Source organism: Shewanella salipaludis (assembly GCF_012911865.1).
Classification (GTDB): domain Bacteria; phylum Pseudomonadota; class Gammaproteobacteria; order Enterobacterales; family Shewanellaceae; genus Shewanella; species Shewanella salipaludis.
The window spans coordinates 88357-105247 of record NZ_JAAXYH010000008.1 but is presented as its reverse complement, the minus strand read 5'-3'; the positions used below and the strand labels follow the sequence as shown (position 1 = coordinate 105247).

General features: G+C 54.7%; 14 protein-coding genes. 5 read left to right on the top strand and 9 right to left on the bottom strand.

What is annotated here, in order from left to right:
- Positions 1-280: 280 nt before the first annotated feature.
- The 5 genes from HC757_RS12195 to HC757_RS12175 all read right to left on the bottom strand — a co-directional run bounded on the left by HC757_RS12195 (position 281) and on the right by HC757_RS12175 (position 6390).
- Positions 281-502, bottom strand: coding sequence for a thioredoxin domain-containing protein (locus HC757_RS12195; protein WP_211164393.1), 222 nt, complete (start codon positions 500-502; stop codon positions 281-283).
- Between the two features lie 243 nt (positions 503-745).
- Entirely contained in the window at positions 746-1564 is an 819-nt protein-coding gene (locus HC757_RS12190) for an isocitrate lyase/PEP mutase family protein (protein WP_169564649.1), read from the bottom strand.
- Between the two features lie 234 nt (positions 1565-1798).
- Entirely contained in the window at positions 1799-3406 is a 1608-nt protein-coding gene (locus HC757_RS12185) for a flavin monoamine oxidase family protein (protein WP_169564648.1), read from the bottom strand.
- A 31-nt stretch (positions 3407-3437) separates the two neighbouring features.
- Entirely contained in the window at positions 3438-5372 is a 1935-nt protein-coding gene (locus HC757_RS12180; protein WP_169564647.1) for a thiamine pyrophosphate-binding protein, read from the bottom strand.
- Between the two features lie 316 nt (positions 5373-5688).
- Positions 5689-6390 carry a DUF3581 domain-containing protein gene (locus tag HC757_RS12175; RefSeq protein WP_169564646.1) on the bottom strand — a complete coding sequence of 234 codons (702 nt, stop codon included), beginning with the start codon at positions 6388-6390 and terminating at the stop codon, positions 5689-5691.
- 459 nt (positions 6391-6849) lie between these two features.
- On the opposite strand from HC757_RS12175, the gene HC757_RS12170 reads away from it, so the two are divergent.
- The 3 genes from HC757_RS12170 (at position 6850) to HC757_RS12160 (ending at position 9491) form a co-directional block, all read left to right on the top strand.
- The gene (locus HC757_RS12170; RefSeq protein WP_169564645.1) at positions 6850-8022 is read left to right on the top strand and encodes a porin; all 1173 of its coding nucleotides are present in this window, start codon (positions 6850-6852) and stop codon (positions 8020-8022) included.
- A 98-nt stretch (positions 8023-8120) separates the two neighbouring features.
- A complete protein-coding gene (locus tag HC757_RS12165) occupies positions 8121-8693 on the top strand; it encodes an FMN-binding protein (RefSeq protein ID WP_169564644.1) in 573 nt (190 codons plus the stop codon).
- 9 nt (positions 8694-8702) lie between these two features.
- Positions 8703-9491, top strand: a complete 789-nt coding sequence (locus HC757_RS12160; protein WP_169564643.1) for a PepSY-associated TM helix domain-containing protein — start codon at positions 8703-8705, stop codon at positions 9489-9491.
- Between the two features lie 217 nt (positions 9492-9708).
- Here the strand turns inward: HC757_RS12160 and HC757_RS12155 are convergent, their stop codons facing one another.
- Positions 9709-12222, bottom strand: coding sequence for a S8 family serine peptidase (locus HC757_RS12155; RefSeq protein ID WP_169564642.1), 2514 nt, complete (start codon positions 12220-12222; stop codon positions 9709-9711).
- Between the two features lie 517 nt (positions 12223-12739).
- On the opposite strand from HC757_RS12155, the gene HC757_RS12150 reads away from it, so the two are divergent.
- A complete protein-coding gene (locus HC757_RS12150; RefSeq protein ID WP_169564733.1) occupies positions 12740-13135 on the top strand; it encodes a curlin in 396 nt (131 codons plus the stop codon).
- A gap of 13 nt (positions 13136-13148) precedes the next feature.
- The gene (locus tag HC757_RS12145; protein WP_169564641.1) at positions 13149-14660 is read left to right on the top strand and encodes a curlin; all 1512 of its coding nucleotides are present in this window, start codon (positions 13149-13151) and stop codon (positions 14658-14660) included.
- Between the two features lie 105 nt (positions 14661-14765).
- Here the strand turns inward: HC757_RS12145 and HC757_RS12140 are convergent, their stop codons facing one another.
- The 3 genes from HC757_RS12140 to HC757_RS12130 form a co-directional block, all read right to left on the bottom strand.
- Positions 14766-15431, bottom strand: coding sequence for a response regulator transcription factor (locus HC757_RS12140; RefSeq protein ID WP_169564732.1), 666 nt, complete (start codon positions 15429-15431; stop codon positions 14766-14768).
- Positions 15432-15704: 273 nt separating this feature from the next.
- A complete protein-coding gene (locus HC757_RS12135) occupies positions 15705-16502 on the bottom strand; it encodes a CsgG/HfaB family protein (RefSeq protein ID WP_169564640.1) in 798 nt (265 codons plus the stop codon).
- 3 nt (positions 16503-16505) lie between these two features.
- Entirely contained in the window at positions 16506-16883 is a 378-nt protein-coding gene (locus HC757_RS12130; protein WP_169564731.1) for a curli assembly protein CsgF, read from the bottom strand.
- Positions 16884-16891 lie beyond the last annotated feature (8 nt).

Genomic DNA, 16891 nt, shown 5'->3' with positions numbered 1-16891 from the left:
CTACACTTTCGGCGCGCCATATTGCGAGCGGCATAGCTTTAAAGCGGCATGGTTTTCAAGCGGCGCCGGCGACTAACATGCGCTAACGGGAATAAGCGATTTAGATTAAGCTGCTTAGACCTTAGATTAAGTTACCTGGGTTTAGTTACCTGGATTAAGCCGGACGAGGGAATAGCAGAGGGATTGAGACCGGGGGTTGACGCTCATATCTTGGCGCCGGAGCATGAGTCTTGGAGCAGGGGCATAAAGGTGGCGACGAGCCACCTTTATCATTGTGCACTTACGCTTTCAAATCGGCCAGCGCTGCACCAAAGTTGATGTGGAAAACACCACCATCAAGCAATACCGCAGGTACAGATTTAATACCAGCCGCTTCCGCTTCGGCCAAACGTCCTGGTTGCTCACCCAAGTGAACGATTTCAGCGTTAAGGGCTTTGGCAACAGCTTGTTCAGCTTCAACACAGACAGTACAACCGGCATGGTAAAAAATAGGTTTGCTCATGATTTTATTCCTTTAAGTGTAAACCGCATTTAAGTTTCGTATCGAAACAAACCCAGTTTACCCATTCCTATGTAACTGTCAAATGGTTTCGATTAAAAACCTTTTTAGCTATTGAAACCCAGAATGAATTAACCGGCCTGGCGGTGCCGGACAATAGGCAGAGCCGCATGACTTACACACAGGCAAGCCATAGATGCCGGCGCCAAGGGTAAGGTTTCAGCCAATGACACGTTCGGGTGCAGTTCAGGCAAACAAGTCATTGACCCTGGCGAAGCTTAACTCCTTGGCCTCTGCTTCTGTCTGCTCCTCGCGGCCGCTTCCCAGGAAATGGGACGACGCGCGCAACAGGGCCGCATAGGCACCAAGGAAAGGGGCGGGGCCCTGGCTGAATCTCGATATCCCGGCCTCGAACAGCCCGGCTATCCGGCTGCCGCCATCCAGCAGCATGAAGTTCAGCGGCATATCGAGACCCTCGGCCAAACGCGCTGCGACCTGCTGCGAGTCTATGCCGGGAATGAAGCCGCAATCGGCGCCGGCGGCCCGGTAGGCAGACAGACGGGCCAGGGTCATGGCTATGGCCTCCTCGCCTGCGGCCAAGTCACGCAGGTAGACGTCTGTCCTGGCATTGATGAACACCTCACGGCTCGACGCCGAGGCGCGAATGGCGCCGATTTTATCGACCAGCAGCGCCGGCGGCTTACTCCCGTCTTCCAGGTTGACTCCGACAACCCCGAGGGCAAGCAGATCCGCGACCAAGGCGGCGACGGCCTGAGGCTCATGACTGTAGCCATCTTCTATATCGATACTCACGGGCACCTTGCTGACCCGCATTATGCCTTCGACGGCATGCAGCAACGCCGCTCGCGGCAAGGCGCCACCATCGGCATAGCCCAATGACCAGGCCAGAGCCGCACTGCTGGTCGCTATGGCGGGGGCGCCCGCCATTTGCAACAGGGCGGCACTCGCCGCATCCCAGGCATTGGGTAACAGCAGCGGCACTCTATGTGAGTGTAATAGGGTGAAGCTCTGTAAAAGTGATGCCGACCTGGCTGAGGTTGTCATGGTGTATTTCTCTGTTAGGAATGATGCCTTACTCTAGCCAGGTCGGGACCGAAATCATCGCGGGAAACGGCACTCAATCTCAAACAGGCCGTCGCCTGGGGTAGCGGCGCTGGGCTAAAACTTAAATGATGGCTGAAGTGATGGGCTTAGGTGTATGGAGGCAAAGGTTGCAGCATTCAAGCCTAAGCGGCTGCGAGTCAGGGCCCGGCTTTCGCCGGGCCCTGTGCATCAAGACTAGAGTTGCTTCATCAATCTGGCGAGCATCAGATCTGCCGTCTGCAGCGCTCCTTCGACCCAACCCTGGCCATCCGAATAGGCCTCGCCACAGATGAATAACCTGGCATGCTCCAGCGGCTGCACTATCTTGTGTTTCACCAGATTGCTTTGCACTCCTATGTTCCAGCTATTCCAACCGCCGCCATAGGGATCGTCACCCCAGTCACGAAATGCCGCCTGGGTCGGTTGGCTGTTGGCTTCCTCACTCGGCGATACGTCGTGCATCAGGTTCAGCTGACGGGTCACCTCGGTCACCATGCCGGCGGGGGCTTGGTGGGCGCGCCACTGAGGGTCTATGTCCTGTCGGTTGCACTTGACCGCGCTGAAGGCCTGGGCATCGCTCAGCGGCAGGGTTTCCAGCTGTTGCCGCCACGCCAGGCCACGTTTCTGCCGATAGCCATCCCAGAAGCCGACATTCACCCCGTCGTCGTAGCTGGCCATCAGAATGGCGGGGCCGCTCAGGGCCGGCTTGCCCTCGGAGGTTGGCCAGTAGTAGGTTTGGCGCACCGGCAAGTCTGTGACACTGCGTCCGGCTTCGATACCCGACTGCTCGACCCACCAGGGTTGTTGATAAGCGGTAAAGAGCTTGAACAAGGGCCTGGGGGTCACACTGGAGGTGAGCTGTTTCACCTCGGGCAGCTGTAACAGCGGACAGGTATTCTCCAACAAGTCCAGCGACCGCCGCGGCATCGCCAGCACCAAGTGAGTGGCGCTGCATTGACGCTCGGTCCCGTTGCAGCTGAAGTTCAGCTCGAACCGGCCATCCTCCTGGCTGAAGCCCATCAGTTTATGGCCCATATGCAGCTCACCATTCAGGGCACTGAACTCCTTGGCCAGCGCCAGTGGCACCTGCTGAAACCCCAGCTTGAAGCCGTGATAACTCACGTCATCACCGAAATCGGTCAGAAACCAGGGGATGGCATCGGCGGCATTCCAGTTCGACATGGTCGAGTCATAGCCGCCGGCATCGAGACAATAGTGGTAGTCTTCATTGGTCAGCACCTGTTGCAGCACATTCCAGAAGCCTTGCTCATACAGCATCTTGCCCTGGAATTCGGCCCGCTGCGCCATCTCGCGCCGCTCCCTTTCGGTCAAATGCGCCGCCGTGATGCCCGGCACTATCTCCTCGATGGCATCTATCATCACGGTGCCCGGGGTCTGGGCGAAGGCGGCAAAACTGTAGTTGTAGGGCAAGGCATAGGGATTGCTTTGGTAATCCTGCAGCCGCAGGCGCACCTCGCGCAGATAGGCCAGGTTGACCGGGGTATCCACAGGGAAAGGATAGAGTTCTATGGGTTGAGTTAAGGAGGCAAACTCGTTGATCTGTTTAAGCAAGGCATTGATCAGCGGCTGGCGCTGCGCATCCAGGATGCGCATCCCGCCGAGCTCGGCCACCATATTGTCCACCCCAGGGGCCCTGACCGACAGGAGCCGGCCGCCGATGCGCTCACTGCCTTCGAACAGGGCGATGGAACTACCCGGAAATTGCTTTTTAAGTTGCCAGGCGCTGTAAACACCCGACATGCCGCCGCCCACTATCGCTATATCGAAATGATTGTTCTGCATGGTTTTCATCCTTGATTATCTCTATGAGTTATTACGCCAGATAGCTGCCGGCATCCGGCGATATTTCATCCAGTAAGGCCTTATGGAAATAATTCAATGAAGGCAGTCTGCACACGCCATTGGCGAGCGCACTGCCACCGACGGCCTGAGGATCGCGCTGGGTACGGATATCCAGTACATAGGGCTTGTTCTGGCCGAGGACATAATCCACGGCCAAGGTCAGGGCCGGCTCCAGTTCCTCTACTTTTGCGACCACACGCCCCTGAATCCCCGCCCCCATGGCCGTGGCGATCTGGCAGAAATCCAACTGAGGGTGCTGCAACGACAGATAGTCCACTTCGTAATTGCGGTAGTCGGCACCGTCATCCGTGTCCAAGGTCAGCGGCTTACGTTTCGGCTGCCAGCCATAGGAGTCGATCACCTCCTCCAGGCCATTCTGCAGGGTGTGGTATTCCCTGTTGTTGGTGATGATATAGAGAACAGCCAATTGGTGCTTGGCGGCGGTCCACCAGACCTGTGGATAGAAGAGCGAAGAACCGTCACCCACGGCATTGATCACCAACTTGGGGGTCACCCCCTGCACGGCCCTGGGTTGCAGCTTGATCCCCAGGGACGCAGGCATGGACCACCCCAGGGAGCCACCGGAGACGCAGTAATAACTTATCGGCTGGCTCATTTCCTGAGTCAGCGGCATCAGATACTGAAAGCTGGCGCTGTCGGAGACGGCCTCGTGTACATAGACAAACTCCTTGGCCAAGTTACGGGCGACTATGGTCTGCGCCAGGTAATGGGGGATCAAGGCCGGATTGATACAGTCCTGCAGCCTGGCCTGAGACAGATAAGCCTGCCAGTCCTGGCGGCGCTGCAGACTGAGCCGACTCAAATGTTGATTGCGCTCATCCCGCTCCAGCAGCTGTTGCTTCGTCAGTGTCTGGTAAGCCACAGCCTGATTGATTTTTTCCAGGCTGGCCTTAACGCCACCGAGTACCGCATGGCTGCCGTAATAGTTCTTGCCTATGTCCCAGGTGTTGTTGGCCAGATAGAGAATGTCGACACTGTCGGGGATCAGCGGGCCATCGGCATAGTTGAACACTGTCACCTGCGCCTGGTTGCTGTAACCCACGAGGAAGGCCACGTCGTGCTCACCGAACAGGGCCTGCAGCATGGCCTGATTGCCGGGCAGTTCCCCCTGCCAGTGGTAGTCGTCATTGGGGAAGTTGGCCAGGCTGCTGAAGGTCTGCAACACCACGGGGGCGCCCACGGCTTCGGCCAGGCGTTGCAACTCCGCCGTCGCACCGGCATAACCTACCCCATCGCCGGCGACGATCAACGGTTTTCTTGCCTGGGCGAAACGGGCGGCCAGGCGGGCGATTTCATCGGCATCGCCGGCGAAATTGTCCGGGATCCTGGTGATGCCGGGGAGTCTCTCAGGCAACCCCGGAAGGGGCTTTGCCATCATAAATTCCCAGGGGATGGAGATGAACACAGGGCCGCAGGCGGGTGCCTTGGCCTCTTTGAAGGCGCGCTGCAGCACCAGGGGAAATTCGTAGGCGGTGCGCAATTCATGGGACCATTTACAGTATTGCTTGGCCAGCTCGGCAATGTTGGACGACAGCAAAGGTTCCTGGGTGACCAACTCATTCTGCTGCTGACAACACAAGATCACCAGGGGCACCTGGGAGCGACTGGCGTTGAACAGGTTGCCTATGCCATGGGCGATCCCAGGGGTGATATGCACCAGCAGCACCCCGGGTTCCCCCGTCATACGTGCCGCGCCCATGGCCGCCCCCATGGCGATGTTCTCGTGCAGGCATTCTATGTACTCGACCTTATTTTCCGGATAGGAAGTCCCATCTATTATGGGGATCTCGTTGGTGCCGGGAACACCGAAAATTTGCTTGATATTTAATTGATTGAGTGCGTCGAACAGATAGTCGCGCATTACGCGGGGCGGTAACGATTGCATAACTTTCATCCTTAAAAGCGAGCCAAATGTGAGGGGTGAACACCCGGCAGCCAATACGATGCCGAGTGTTCAAAGGTAGTTCAGGGATCCCCTTTGTTCAAACGCCATGGCAAAATTAAGGAATGTCAGAACAGCCAAATACTTAGGCTCATCCTGGGATGGCTGTCGGGGGGATTCAGTCAAGCAAGTACGGGGGCGGCAATGCAGGCTTCGGCACCTAAGCTTATGCCATGACGGCGACAGGGGAATGGGGAAGGAACACAGGGCATAGTCGGCTATGCCCTGGGATCTGCTCTCAGGCGGTCAATGCGCCGGCTTAGAAGGCGTCACGGTAGGATTCGTACTGGGCACACATCTGTTGTGCCTTGTCTTCCTCATAGGGACGCAGGCCGCTCATCACCAGGGTCTTCACCCCTGTGCCGACCAAGGTATCACCGCTGTGGAGTTCGAATGTCAGGGTCACGTCGCCACGCTTGCCGTCGATTTTCAGCTCTTGATCCACCAGGGACAGGCTGACGTCGACAAAATCCAGGGTGGTGAGATCGAATGACATGCTCTCGTAGATCACCAGGGGACGATCCGGATTGATCATCACCTGGTGCTGTTTCATCATGGGCACCAGGATATGGATGAAGTTCAGTCCCGAGAAGGCCACATAGCTGCGGATGAAGGCTTCGGTCTGGGCATCGCAGCGGCTGATGTCGCCGTGACGCTCGACATGCAAATAGGTCTTGTCGCGCCTGTCACAAATAGAGAAACTGTCGGCGACCGTCTCGGGGAAGATCAGCTCGACGCCATCACCCACCATGCCGGCAAAACTGAAACGCATCTTCTGGCTCAGGCCGTATTGGGTCAAGACCAGGGAAAACAACAAGTCACCGGGCACACAGAAACGTTTGGCGCCGACATCGTGAATAGGATTAAAGTCCTGGGCAATTTTCTTGGCGAAATCGCTGGCTTGCTGTGCTGAAACCGCGAGTGTCTGATCTTGTTTGGAAAAATAAGGCGCTAAAAACATATTTACTCTATCTATGGTGACTCTGCATGGGAGCTGATGACAAAATGAGCCCGCAGTTTACCCTAATTTCGACCAAATACTCATCCTATGACTCGATTCGGGAGCAGATAGCGGCTCGGCCATTCTCGTTCATCCAAATGGCCACAAGATGCCAATCGCCGGCTCGGCTGCGACGCTGACAAGCCACGGCACTTCAGAAGTGCTAGCTTTAACTGCCCCGGCACCTGTGATTGGCTGCTTTCATTTAGCATTCATTTAGTATTCATCCGGCATTTAACTTGCCATTCAGAATCTTAGCTCCGGCTCCCCGTGGGTTCTGTCCTCCATGGCCGGCGACGCCGAGCTCAGCATCTTTGATATAAATCAAAAATAAATGCGAATTATTTGCATTACTCGAATCAATTGGTAAAATCCTGCACAAATTTACACAAGACTTACAAAAATAATCGGGGATATATGATGAAGAAGACACTGCTAGCTACCGCACTGCTTGGCCTGTTTGCCAGCCACCAGGCCATGGCTTCCGAGGAAACTCAGGAACTGCGCAAGATCATAGCGCAGCAACAGAAGGTACTGAAAGACTTAGAGAAGCGTCTGGAAGCCACAGAACAGCGCGTCGAACAGACTGCCGATGTGGTCGAGGCAAGCGCATCGACCAAGAGCGCCACTAACATAGGCGGTTACGGCGAACTGCACTACAACAACATACATAACAACCTCAATGACACAGACAAGAAAGAGATGGATTTCCATCGCTTCGTGCTGTTCTTCGGTCATGAGTTCAACGACAAGACACGTTTCTTCTCCGAACTGGAAGTCGAACACGTTATCGCCTCTCACAAGGAAGAAGACGCAGGTGAAGTCGAGTTGGAACAGGCCTATATAGAACATGATTTCAGCGACAGCCTGACGGGTAAAGCCGGTCTCTTCCTGATGCCTGTGGGTATCATGAACGAAACCCACGAGCCACCTGCCTTCTACGGTGTTGAGCGTAACCCGGTCGAGAAAAACATCCTGCCCGTCACTTGGTGGGAAGGCGGTCTGGCGCTGAACGTCAAGGCGGCTCCAGGCCTGGCATTCGATGCAGCCGTAACCTCGGGTCTGAAAGTAGGAGAAGATTTCAAGGTACGTGGCGGTCGCCAAAAGGTATCTGAAGCCGCCGCCGAGGATCTGGCCTACACAGGCCGGGTGAAATACACTGCGGTCCCTGGCCTGGAACTGGCTGCCACGCTGCAGTATCAGTCTGACATTGCCCAGAGCAGCCTGGCCGACTCTGCCTCTGCCACCCTGTTCAGCGCCCACGCCATCTACAGCATCCAAAACTTCACGGTTAAAGCCCTGTATGCCCAGTGGGATATAGACAATGCCGCCGCCGAAGCCCTGGGCCGTGACAAACAGAAAGGTTTCTACATAGAGCCAGCCTATCGCTTCAACGAAAAAGTCGGCATCTTCGCCCGCTACAACGAGTGGGATAACGAAGCGGGTAACGGCAACGACACAGAAGTGACCCAGACCAATTTCGGTGTAAACTACTGGTTGCATGAGAACGTGGTCTTCAAGGCCGACTACGAAATCGTGGGTGGCGCTAAAGACGCCGACGGCTTTAACCTGGGAGTGGGTTACCAGTTCTAACCCGCCGGCGGTTTAGCCACTTGTCCTGACAAGGACACTCGAGTTAACCGGGGGCCAGATTGGCCCCCGTTTATTCCATAGGCTAAGTGAGGACCTCGATGACATCAGCCTTTATCCGTACCCTCTTGTTGGTCTCGGGCCTGAGTGCCATTTTTCTCTGTTTGCCCGTCCGGGCCGATGTCTATCAAAGCAACGAAGACTTCATAGCCCACGCCTTTAATGAACCCCTTAATCCCCCGGCAACCGGCGAGCCAGGATTAACCCAGCGCATCCCCAAACCCAAGCTGCTCTGGTTAACGGACGACAACAAAGCCGTCATGGCCTCGATCTTGGCCCACGACTATAACAAGCTGCGCTTGCGCTATTGGCAGCGAGGGCAAGATACTGTGTGGATTTTGGAAGAAATCGGCAAGGAATCTCCCATCACGGTCGGCATCCACATTCGCGACCAGCAGATAGTTCAGACCAAGGTGCTCATCTATCGTGAGAGCCGCGGCGACGAAGTGCGCCATGACTTCTTTACTGATCAGTTTAAATCCGCCAGACTAACCCAGGAATTGCAACTCGATAGGCATATAGACGGTATCACCGGCGCCACCTTGTCCGTCAGAGCCTTAACCAAGCTCTCGCGCATCGCCCTTTACCTGAACAGCCAGATCCCCCAAACATAAAAGTAATCTATGATCCGAAAACACCTGGACGCAACCCATAGAGCCTCGAGGCAGAAAAGCTTACGCATCAGAATCTTGCGTCAACTGCGGCCCTGGCATCGGCGTCTTGGCATAGTCAGCGTGCTGTTCGTGCTGCTGTTGACCCTCACGGGAGTCGCCATCAACCATAGCCAGGATTTCAATCTCGCCCAAAAACAAGTCCATCAAGGCTGGCTGCTGGATTATTATGGCATCCAGGTTCCGAACCATGTGGCGCAATTTGGCACAGGCGCGGCGCCCCTGCTCATCACAGACAAGCAGCTCTGGCACGGCAAAGCCTTGTTGTTGGAAACCCAGACCCGGCTCATCAGTGCCGCCCGCCTTGGGGAACTCATACTGGCGATAGATGCCAACCAACTGTACCTATTCGACAACCAGGGGCGGCTGCTGGAAACCCAGAACGCCAGCACAGGCTTACCCCAGGAGCTCCAGGCTCTCGCCGTGATAGGTGAGCAACAAGTCTGGCTCAGGACCCCAAAAGGCTACTATCAGAGCGATGACCAGCTCATCGACTGGGTGCAAGCCATGCCCCTGGCCCCCATAGCCTGGGCGACGCCATTGGCAGCGGCCTCCCCTGAGCTCGTCCAGAATGCCCGAGGTGCCAATCTCAATTGGGAACGTGTGTTGCTGGATCTCCACAGCGGTCGCCTCTTGGGTGCCACCAGCGTCTGGATCTGGGATCTCTTCGCCCTGGCCCTGTTGCTGGTCAGCCTCAGCGGTTTCTGGATCTGGTACAAACAAAAACCCGCCAAACACTGACACAGGCTGGCGACATGCGGCCATTGTGCCTCTTAGGGCGACGGCTTCGACTTCAGCGACAATACTGCCGCCTCAACCAAGCGACTCGGCTGCCAAGCCCGCATCGGGCTAAAATGGCTTGAGCCAGCTCAAGCCATGAGCCAAACCACGGCCCCGATGATTGAGATAAAAAAAAAAAAGCGGCCCTGAGGCCGCTAAAGAAGAGGCGCATGCTTAATCAGAAGCGTGCGGTCACGGGTTGAGAGCACAGGCTCGTCGTTACTTCACAGATTTTATACTCGACGGCGGCGGCTGCATCGGTAAAGCGATCCCGGTAACGGCTATCGTTGGCCGTGGTCGCTACCATTTCACCATCACGGTAAATCGCCACCGACTCGCCAGAGGCCCCATCCCAGATCAAATCGACCAGGGCGCTGCCACGGCGAGACAGCTTGGCCTGAGCCACGGCGACACTTATGCTGTGTTCAAATACCTCGAGTTGCGAGCTGGCGGCATCGGTATTGCCTTCGGCATCCGTGACCGTCAGGGTCACCCTATAGCTGCCCGCCATGGCATAAGCATGGGTTGGGTTCATCTCAGATGACACAGAGTCATCGCCGAAGTCCCAGCTGTAACCGACTATGTCGTCATCCCTGTCTGTGCTGCTGTTGGTGAAAACCACATCCAAGCCATCCAGACGATAGTCGAAACTCGCTACCGGCACCGAAGGCGCAGCATCACCCAACCCAGAGATCACCATGCCCCAGCTATTCAATGTTCCCGTATCCGCGCCCACATGATCGCTGACGGAGAGGGTCCAGGTGCCTTTGGCCATTTCACCGTTAAAAACGCTCAAATCCCAGGCTTGCACTAAGTCATCGGCATTGCCGCCGGCACGGTCGTGCAGCACAGCCTCGATTCCTGTCGGAGATCTGAGTCTGACCACGAGATCGCCAATCCAGCTATGACTGATGTTCACGTCGGCATTAACACCGAAGATCTGCACGTCATCGGCGACCTCTATCTCACTCACGATGCCAGTGGCATCATTATCCGGAATCGCGACGGCATCGTCGTTGCCATAAGTGAAGTCTGTAATGCCTTGAGGTAAGACACTGAGCGAAACTGCTTGTTGTTTCTGGAGACTGCCATCGTCCCCCGAAACGGTAATGCGATAATCTCCCCAGGGGGTAGTCGCGGCCGTCGTGACGTCGACTGTGAAGCTGTCCCCCGCAACCACCGAGTCTGTGGATAGGGACACGCCCTCGAGGGCGGGTGACACTGCCACACTCAGGGCGACTGACGCATTCCAGCCGGCGATGCTGCCGACACTGAAGCTGTAGCTTGTGTTAGCACCGGCTTCGATCGTTTGTGACATGGGAGTCACGCTGAAACGATAACCTGGAGCAGGATCGGCCAGCTCCAACGCCTTGGCCAGGTTCAAGCGCGTGCCGGCAACGGTTTTTCCCGTCAGCGCCGCGTTGGCATCGCCCGAGTCCATCAACAGTTGCTTCATCTCCAGCGGGGAGAGATCCGGATTGATGGACCAAACCAAGGCGGCGGCGCCCGTCATATGTGGGGTCGCCATCGAAGTACCAGAATAGGTCGAGTAAGTATTGCCCGGCGTCGTCGAGAGGATAGCCGTGCCCGGTGCGCCCATGTCGACACTGGTCAAACCCCATTGGGAGAAGCTGGACATGTTGTCATTACGATCGGTACTGGCAATGGACATGACGGCGTCGGAGTCATAGCTGGATGGATAATGCGGGTTGGCATCATTGTCTACCGCATCATTGCCTGCCGCCGCGAAGAAGAGGATCCCCGCATCACCGGCGGATTCGATCGCATCCTTCAATGCCTGGCTGAAACCACCGCCACCCCAGGAGTTATTGGTCGCCTTGATGTCGACGCCATGATTCAGCTTGAGATCTGTCATGTAATCGATACAGGCAATGGCATCCGCAGTCGAGCCCGAACCACCGGCATCGAGGAATTGGCAGGCGACGATAGACACGTCCCAGTTGACCCCCACCACACCGACACCATTGTTGCCCCTGGCACCTATGGTGCCAGACACATGGGTACCATGGCCGTTGCCATCCATGGGATCACCATTATTGTTGACTGCGCTGTAGCCATGAACATCGTCTATGACTCCGTTACCGTCATCATCTATCCCATTTCCCGGAATTTCATTGGGGTTGGTCCAGATATTGGCCGCAAGATCCGGATGATTGTAATCCACCCCGGTATCTATCACCCCTACCACAACTGAGGCATCACCCGTGGTGATATCCCAGGCCTCAACCGCATCTATATCGGCACCGGCCGTCCCGCCATTTTGCCCCGTGTTATGCATCCCCCACAGCGACACAAAGTCGGGATCATCTGGTGTCCCTATGGCGCGGACCAGATAGTTAGGCTCGGCATATTTCACCGCCGGATGCTGACTGATCATTTTAATGGCTTGCTCAACATTCGAGCCGGAGCGCAGCGACAGGCGTGCCAGCTTGCCATTCAATAAACGGGAGAATTTATCATCGACACCGTCAGCATTCGCATCCCTCATGGTGCCCCTGACCAAACGCCGGGCCGACATACGCTCTGGCTCGGTGGCATTATCTTTAAAAACAACGATCATGGAGTCTTTTATGTATTCGTGGCCGTTAGCCACCTTCGCCTGTACTGGCGCGGTCGAAACAGCCAAGATGCCTGCTATGGCAAGCGCCAACGGTGACAATTTATTCAACATATTCTCACTTCCTATTCAATCCCTGATATCACGGTCCCGGAACCACTTCCCTGTGCAGCTGGAGCTGGCATTGCATACTCACCATAACGGCCACAGCGTGAAAATCCGACGTTTCTGCACGACAGAGATTGTTGCCACACGCCCAGAGAAATTAAAAGGCTGTTAACATTTTTTACAACCTTACTACTAGGCCGATGGCGCTAGAAATGTGGCAAACAAACACCAGGGAATGGAAAAATAAAAGATAAAAACCATATAAAACAATAATAAACCACATTATTAATTTCTATACTCTGGGTCTGACTCCCGTTCGGCATAAATAGACTTTCTTCCGATTGTGACAATTTAATATGCCTGTAACTTGAGTTGTTAGCTTGACCCGGGACGGGAGTTTCCTGGCTCGAGTTGAGCAGAACTCACAGGCTAAGGCAGGTTAGCAATAAATGATCTTAGCGGTTCAAACCAAGATAAGGAGTGTCGAGTGCGAACATTAACATCCACTGCACTTATTGTTTTCATGCTGCTCGGCGCGGCCAAGGCGCCGGCCGCCGACATAGAAGATAATAGGTCGTTCCAAGAATTACCCGTCACCTTGCAAACACTTCTCGAAAGTTCCGGACGGGGCAATCTCATCGGCCTGGTCCAACTCGGTTCATTCAATCACGCCACTCTCATGCAGTCGGGGAATGATAACAGTGCCTCAGTGCTGCAAACGGGCTCCAATAACCAAGCAGATGTCGCCCAATACGGTGGGAATAACCGAGTAGCGCTGCATCAGGCAGGCATACGCAACCAAGCGGCCATTACCCAGATAGGTAATGACAACCTGGTGCAATTAAACCAACTCGGCAGTGCGAGCTTCTCAATAGAACAGATTGCAGATGGCGCCGAAATTACAATAACTCAATATTAACAGGGAATGTTCCATGAAATTAACTATGACGAAATCTATGATTGCATTGGCCATCACGGCTGGATTGGGCATGAGCTCGGCGGCTTTCGCTGGCACGGCCAACAGCGCCAGCATCAGTCAAACGACCAATAGCTCAGAGGCGGTTGCCGGCCAGGATGCCTATGTTAAACAAACAGGCATTCTCAATGCCGCCGTTATCAACCAAGAAGGCGATTTTCAGTCTGCCACAGTCAAACAAGATGGGGTTTGGATGGAAGCCTACACAGACTCCAAAGGCACGGCTAACAGGATAGAAGTGGCGCAGACAGATGACTGGCACATCAGCAAGATCAGTGTCGACGGCGACACCAATACCACACTGGTAGCCCAGGCTGACTATTTCAATGAGTCCGGCATAGAAGTCGCTGGGGATAATAACAGCGCAGAAGTCATCCAGGCCGGTCAGCGCAATGAAAGCGTCGTCGAACTGAATGGCGATGACAATACCGCACTCATCAACCAGGAAGGCGCGACCAACTTCGGCGTTTTCCGGGTTGAGGGCCAAGGTAACGATGGCAGCATCACCCAAATTGGCGATAACAACGTCGCGGGTATGATTTCAGCCGATATTACCCCCAACATAGGCAACAACAACGATATTGAAGTCTATCAGCAAGGCAGCGGCAATTTGGGCGCGGTAAAAGGGGCCGCCGGTGACGACAATCATTTCGATATATCTCAAACCGGCGACAACAACACAGGCTTCGTCTATGCCATGACGGGCTCGGATAGCGAGATTGAAATCAGTCAACGCGGCACAGACAATACCGCCTTTCTGGCCGGGGTGACAGGGAATGACAACGACATAGAAATCACTCAGGCCGGCACGGGCAACATCATAGGCGATACAAAAATCGCCGAGATCCAGGGCAATGATACCCGCCTGGACATAGAGCAGGAAGGGAATAACAATACGGCCGAATTCCAAATCTGGGGCAATGAAAACAATATTTCACTCGACCAGGAAGGGAATAACGCCTTCACCACGTTCGGAGTGTACGGCGAGGACAATAGTTTCAACCTGAGCTCCGACGGCGACAACAATACAATCACGGCGTTCGCCGAAGGTGAGGATAACGATATTGAAATCGCCCTCGAAGGCAATGACAACTTCGGCTATGCCGACGTTCAGGGCAGCGACAACGAAGTGGATATCGAACAGGATGGCAAGGATAACGAGGTGCTCATCACTGTCATAGGCACAGACAACACGGATGTCGAAGCGACACAAACGGGTGAGCTCAACCTGATAGATCTTATCCTGGGCGGCGATGAAAACACCGCCATGATCACCCAAACGGGTAATGGCAACTGGGTGGGCGGCGAAGCCGATTCGGCCTTTGTCGTGCAGGGCGATGGCAACAGCTTAGTGATAGCCCAAGCGGGTAACGATAACCTGGTGGCAGGATCTCAAACGGGCAGCAATAACAGCATAAGTGTGACCCAGTCCGGTGATTTCAACACTGCGACCGTGATCCAGAACTAAGGCGGGATGCCGGCAATAACAATAGGGAGCCCCGGCTCCCTATTGTTATGTCAGTCCATGCCGAAACCAATACAACTTAAGAGACAGCTTAAGGGCTTGTTGAATTCAGGAGCAGAGCCTGAAATGACTCTGATATGTTTGTGCCCACCTTAACAATTCGACCCTATTCCGCGACTGGGTTTTTCTGAATATTGATGAAATATGTGCCTTAACCGTGTGCTCGCTGATGCAGAGGCTGTGGGCGATTTCCTTGTTTCTGGCCCCGCTCGACACGAGATTGATGACGGTTCGTTCCCGACTGGTGAGCATCTGCAGCATGACAGCCGTATCCTGCACGCCCTCCTTGTCACCATCGAAGCGCTTGATCAGCTGGCTGAATACCCTGCTGATCAGGCTGCTGTCATACCAGAGCTCACCGGCAAGCATCTTCTTTAGCCCTGTCAGTAGTGAGTCCATGCCTTGATCGGCAAATAACAGCCCCTTGATCCCGAGTAATAATGCAGCCTCTGCCTCCAATCTATCCTGGTCAACCTGGTAAAGCGCGACAGGAAATTGGGCGATTAGCCGTGAAGCTACTAAAGGGATCCCCTTGTTATCCAAGGCCATGCCGCGTTGCGGCACGAGACAGAAACTATGATCATCTTTGTCCACGGATAGCTCTGAAATCTGGCTGACAACACGTGTTTTCAAACCTACAGACTCGGCCAATATCGCTAAATGGCATGGAGCCGAAATCTGATGGATAAACACAAGCTCATCGATTTTAATCATGTACATCTTCTCCCTGACAATGATAGCGCCCCCTCCTTTTCAGGATGAACCCTACTCTTCCTAGTCCATTAGAATGGCACCACGAGCCCAAGCAGTTCCCTTCTACCGTCAACGCCATCAATGGCGGTACAACAGACCAACAAATTGGCATGGTAGAATAAATTAACCCAAAAATTCAACAGCAAACAGAATTAAACTCCGAGGCATACAGGCCAGTTCCAAACCTGGATGCAGCAACCCGCTGCGCCGTCTCGGCCAATAGCCTAGGCTGCGTCATGATGACGTCATAGTCATGTTGGCGGCCTTGACCTCTGCCGAATTCCAATACCCCAGCTTGACCCCCCTAGCCACCATTTCCGCCACTGCGAGTTCTATGGCCTTTTGCACGCAGAATTGCACCGGCTCGTTAGTGGTGAAACCCACTTCCGCTTCTGCCAGTCGATTCAAACTGGTAAAGCGCATTAAGCCGGCACGCATCTCCTGTGAGAAGACACGCTTGGTCGCCGACACAGACATCATCACCTTCCCGCTATGTACGTCGACGGCTCTCAGGTAGATGGTCACTTGATCTTCCCGGTACAGCTCCGAAGCGCCGATACCATAGTATTCGACCCCGGCACCACCCGAGCTGATATTGGTTTCGTAACTTATTATGCCCCCTTCCAACAGCAGCCTGGCATTGGTGAGCGGGGGGATATCCGGGTCAACGGCATTCCCCGGCTGCTTCTTGCTGATCTTCCTCTCCGTCAACAGATCTTGTAACCCCTCCCGTTCGACGGGAATGAACCATTTAGAGTCCAATAGGGTCTGGATCAAGATGGAGGTCGCCCCCTGAGTCACTGCCGTCGAAAAAGAGCTGACATTTTGCTGTGGCTTATATTGCCCGGTTTGATCCCTGAACGAATAAATCGCCACTGGAATAGGATGGCTGGGCCCAGGCTTGGCTTGCAGCGCCAGCATGGTCTCGCTCACTGGGTTCAATTGAGCTTCGATGATGTTCAGTTCCGGCTTGGGGATCAAGCTGCAGGCCGACAGGAGCAGAACGCCCAGACAAGGTATGATGTTTCTCATCCCCTAGCCTCCAAAGGTCGGCATTTCAATGACTGTCACTTCACCCGTCAGCAGGTTGGTGATAGTCAGCATCACGCCGCCACCGACCGAAGCCACTTCGATGCGAAAGTCCCCTGTGTCATAAGTACCATCGGTGATCTCACCATTGGCTACGCCACGGGTTATGGTATTCATGATATTTCGCTCGAGTGATTCCTTGAAACGTGTCACAAAGTCCTTTTCCGTATCCTCGGCCTTGTTGTCGTTTTGGGCATTGGCCTTATTCAGCAGATAAGCGCCATTGAGTGGCGAGCCACCAAAGCTGGGATTGTTCGGGGTATAAACCAGTTCCGTACCTTGGGCATAACTGGCTGCTACGGCCGATGCCGTCATGATTAACATCCTGTAAT

Bases quoted from the DNA above. Each gene is read 5' to 3' on its own strand.
- HC757_RS12195 (WP_211164393.1), bottom strand. From the start codon at position 502: ATGAGCAAACCTATTTTTTACCATGCCGGTTGTACTGTCTGTGTTGAA.
- HC757_RS12190 (WP_169564649.1), bottom strand. From the start codon at position 1,564: ATGACAACCTCAGCCAGGTCGGCATCACTTTTACAGAGCTTCACCCTA.
- HC757_RS12185 (WP_169564648.1), bottom strand. From the start codon at position 3,406: ATGCAGAACAATCATTTCGATATAGCGATAGTGGGCGGCGGCATGTCG.
- HC757_RS12180 (WP_169564647.1), bottom strand. From the start codon at position 5,372: ATGCAATCGTTACCGCCCCGCGTAATGCGCGACTATCTGTTCGACGCA.
- HC757_RS12175 (WP_169564646.1), bottom strand. From the start codon at position 6,390: ATGTTTTTAGCGCCTTATTTTTCCAAACAAGATCAGACACTCGCGGTT.
- HC757_RS12170 (WP_169564645.1), top strand. From the start codon at position 6,850: ATGAAGAAGACACTGCTAGCTACCGCACTGCTTGGCCTGTTTGCCAGC.
- HC757_RS12165 (WP_169564644.1), top strand. From the start codon at position 8,121: ATGACATCAGCCTTTATCCGTACCCTCTTGTTGGTCTCGGGCCTGAGT.
- HC757_RS12160 (WP_169564643.1), top strand. From the start codon at position 8,703: ATGATCCGAAAACACCTGGACGCAACCCATAGAGCCTCGAGGCAGAAA.
- HC757_RS12155 (WP_169564642.1), bottom strand. From the start codon at position 12,222: ATGTTGAATAAATTGTCACCGTTGGCGCTTGCCATAGCAGGCATCTTG.
- HC757_RS12150 (WP_169564733.1), top strand. From the start codon at position 12,740: ATGCTGCTCGGCGCGGCCAAGGCGCCGGCCGCCGACATAGAAGATAAT.
- HC757_RS12145 (WP_169564641.1), top strand. From the start codon at position 13,149: ATGAAATTAACTATGACGAAATCTATGATTGCATTGGCCATCACGGCT.
- HC757_RS12140 (WP_169564732.1), bottom strand. From the start codon at position 15,431: ATGATTAAAATCGATGAGCTTGTGTTTATCCATCAGATTTCGGCTCCA.
- HC757_RS12135 (WP_169564640.1), bottom strand. From the start codon at position 16,502: ATGAGAAACATCATACCTTGTCTGGGCGTTCTGCTCCTGTCGGCCTGC.
- HC757_RS12130 (WP_169564731.1), bottom strand. From the start codon at position 16,883: ATGTTAATCATGACGGCATCGGCCGTAGCAGCCAGTTATGCCCAAGGT.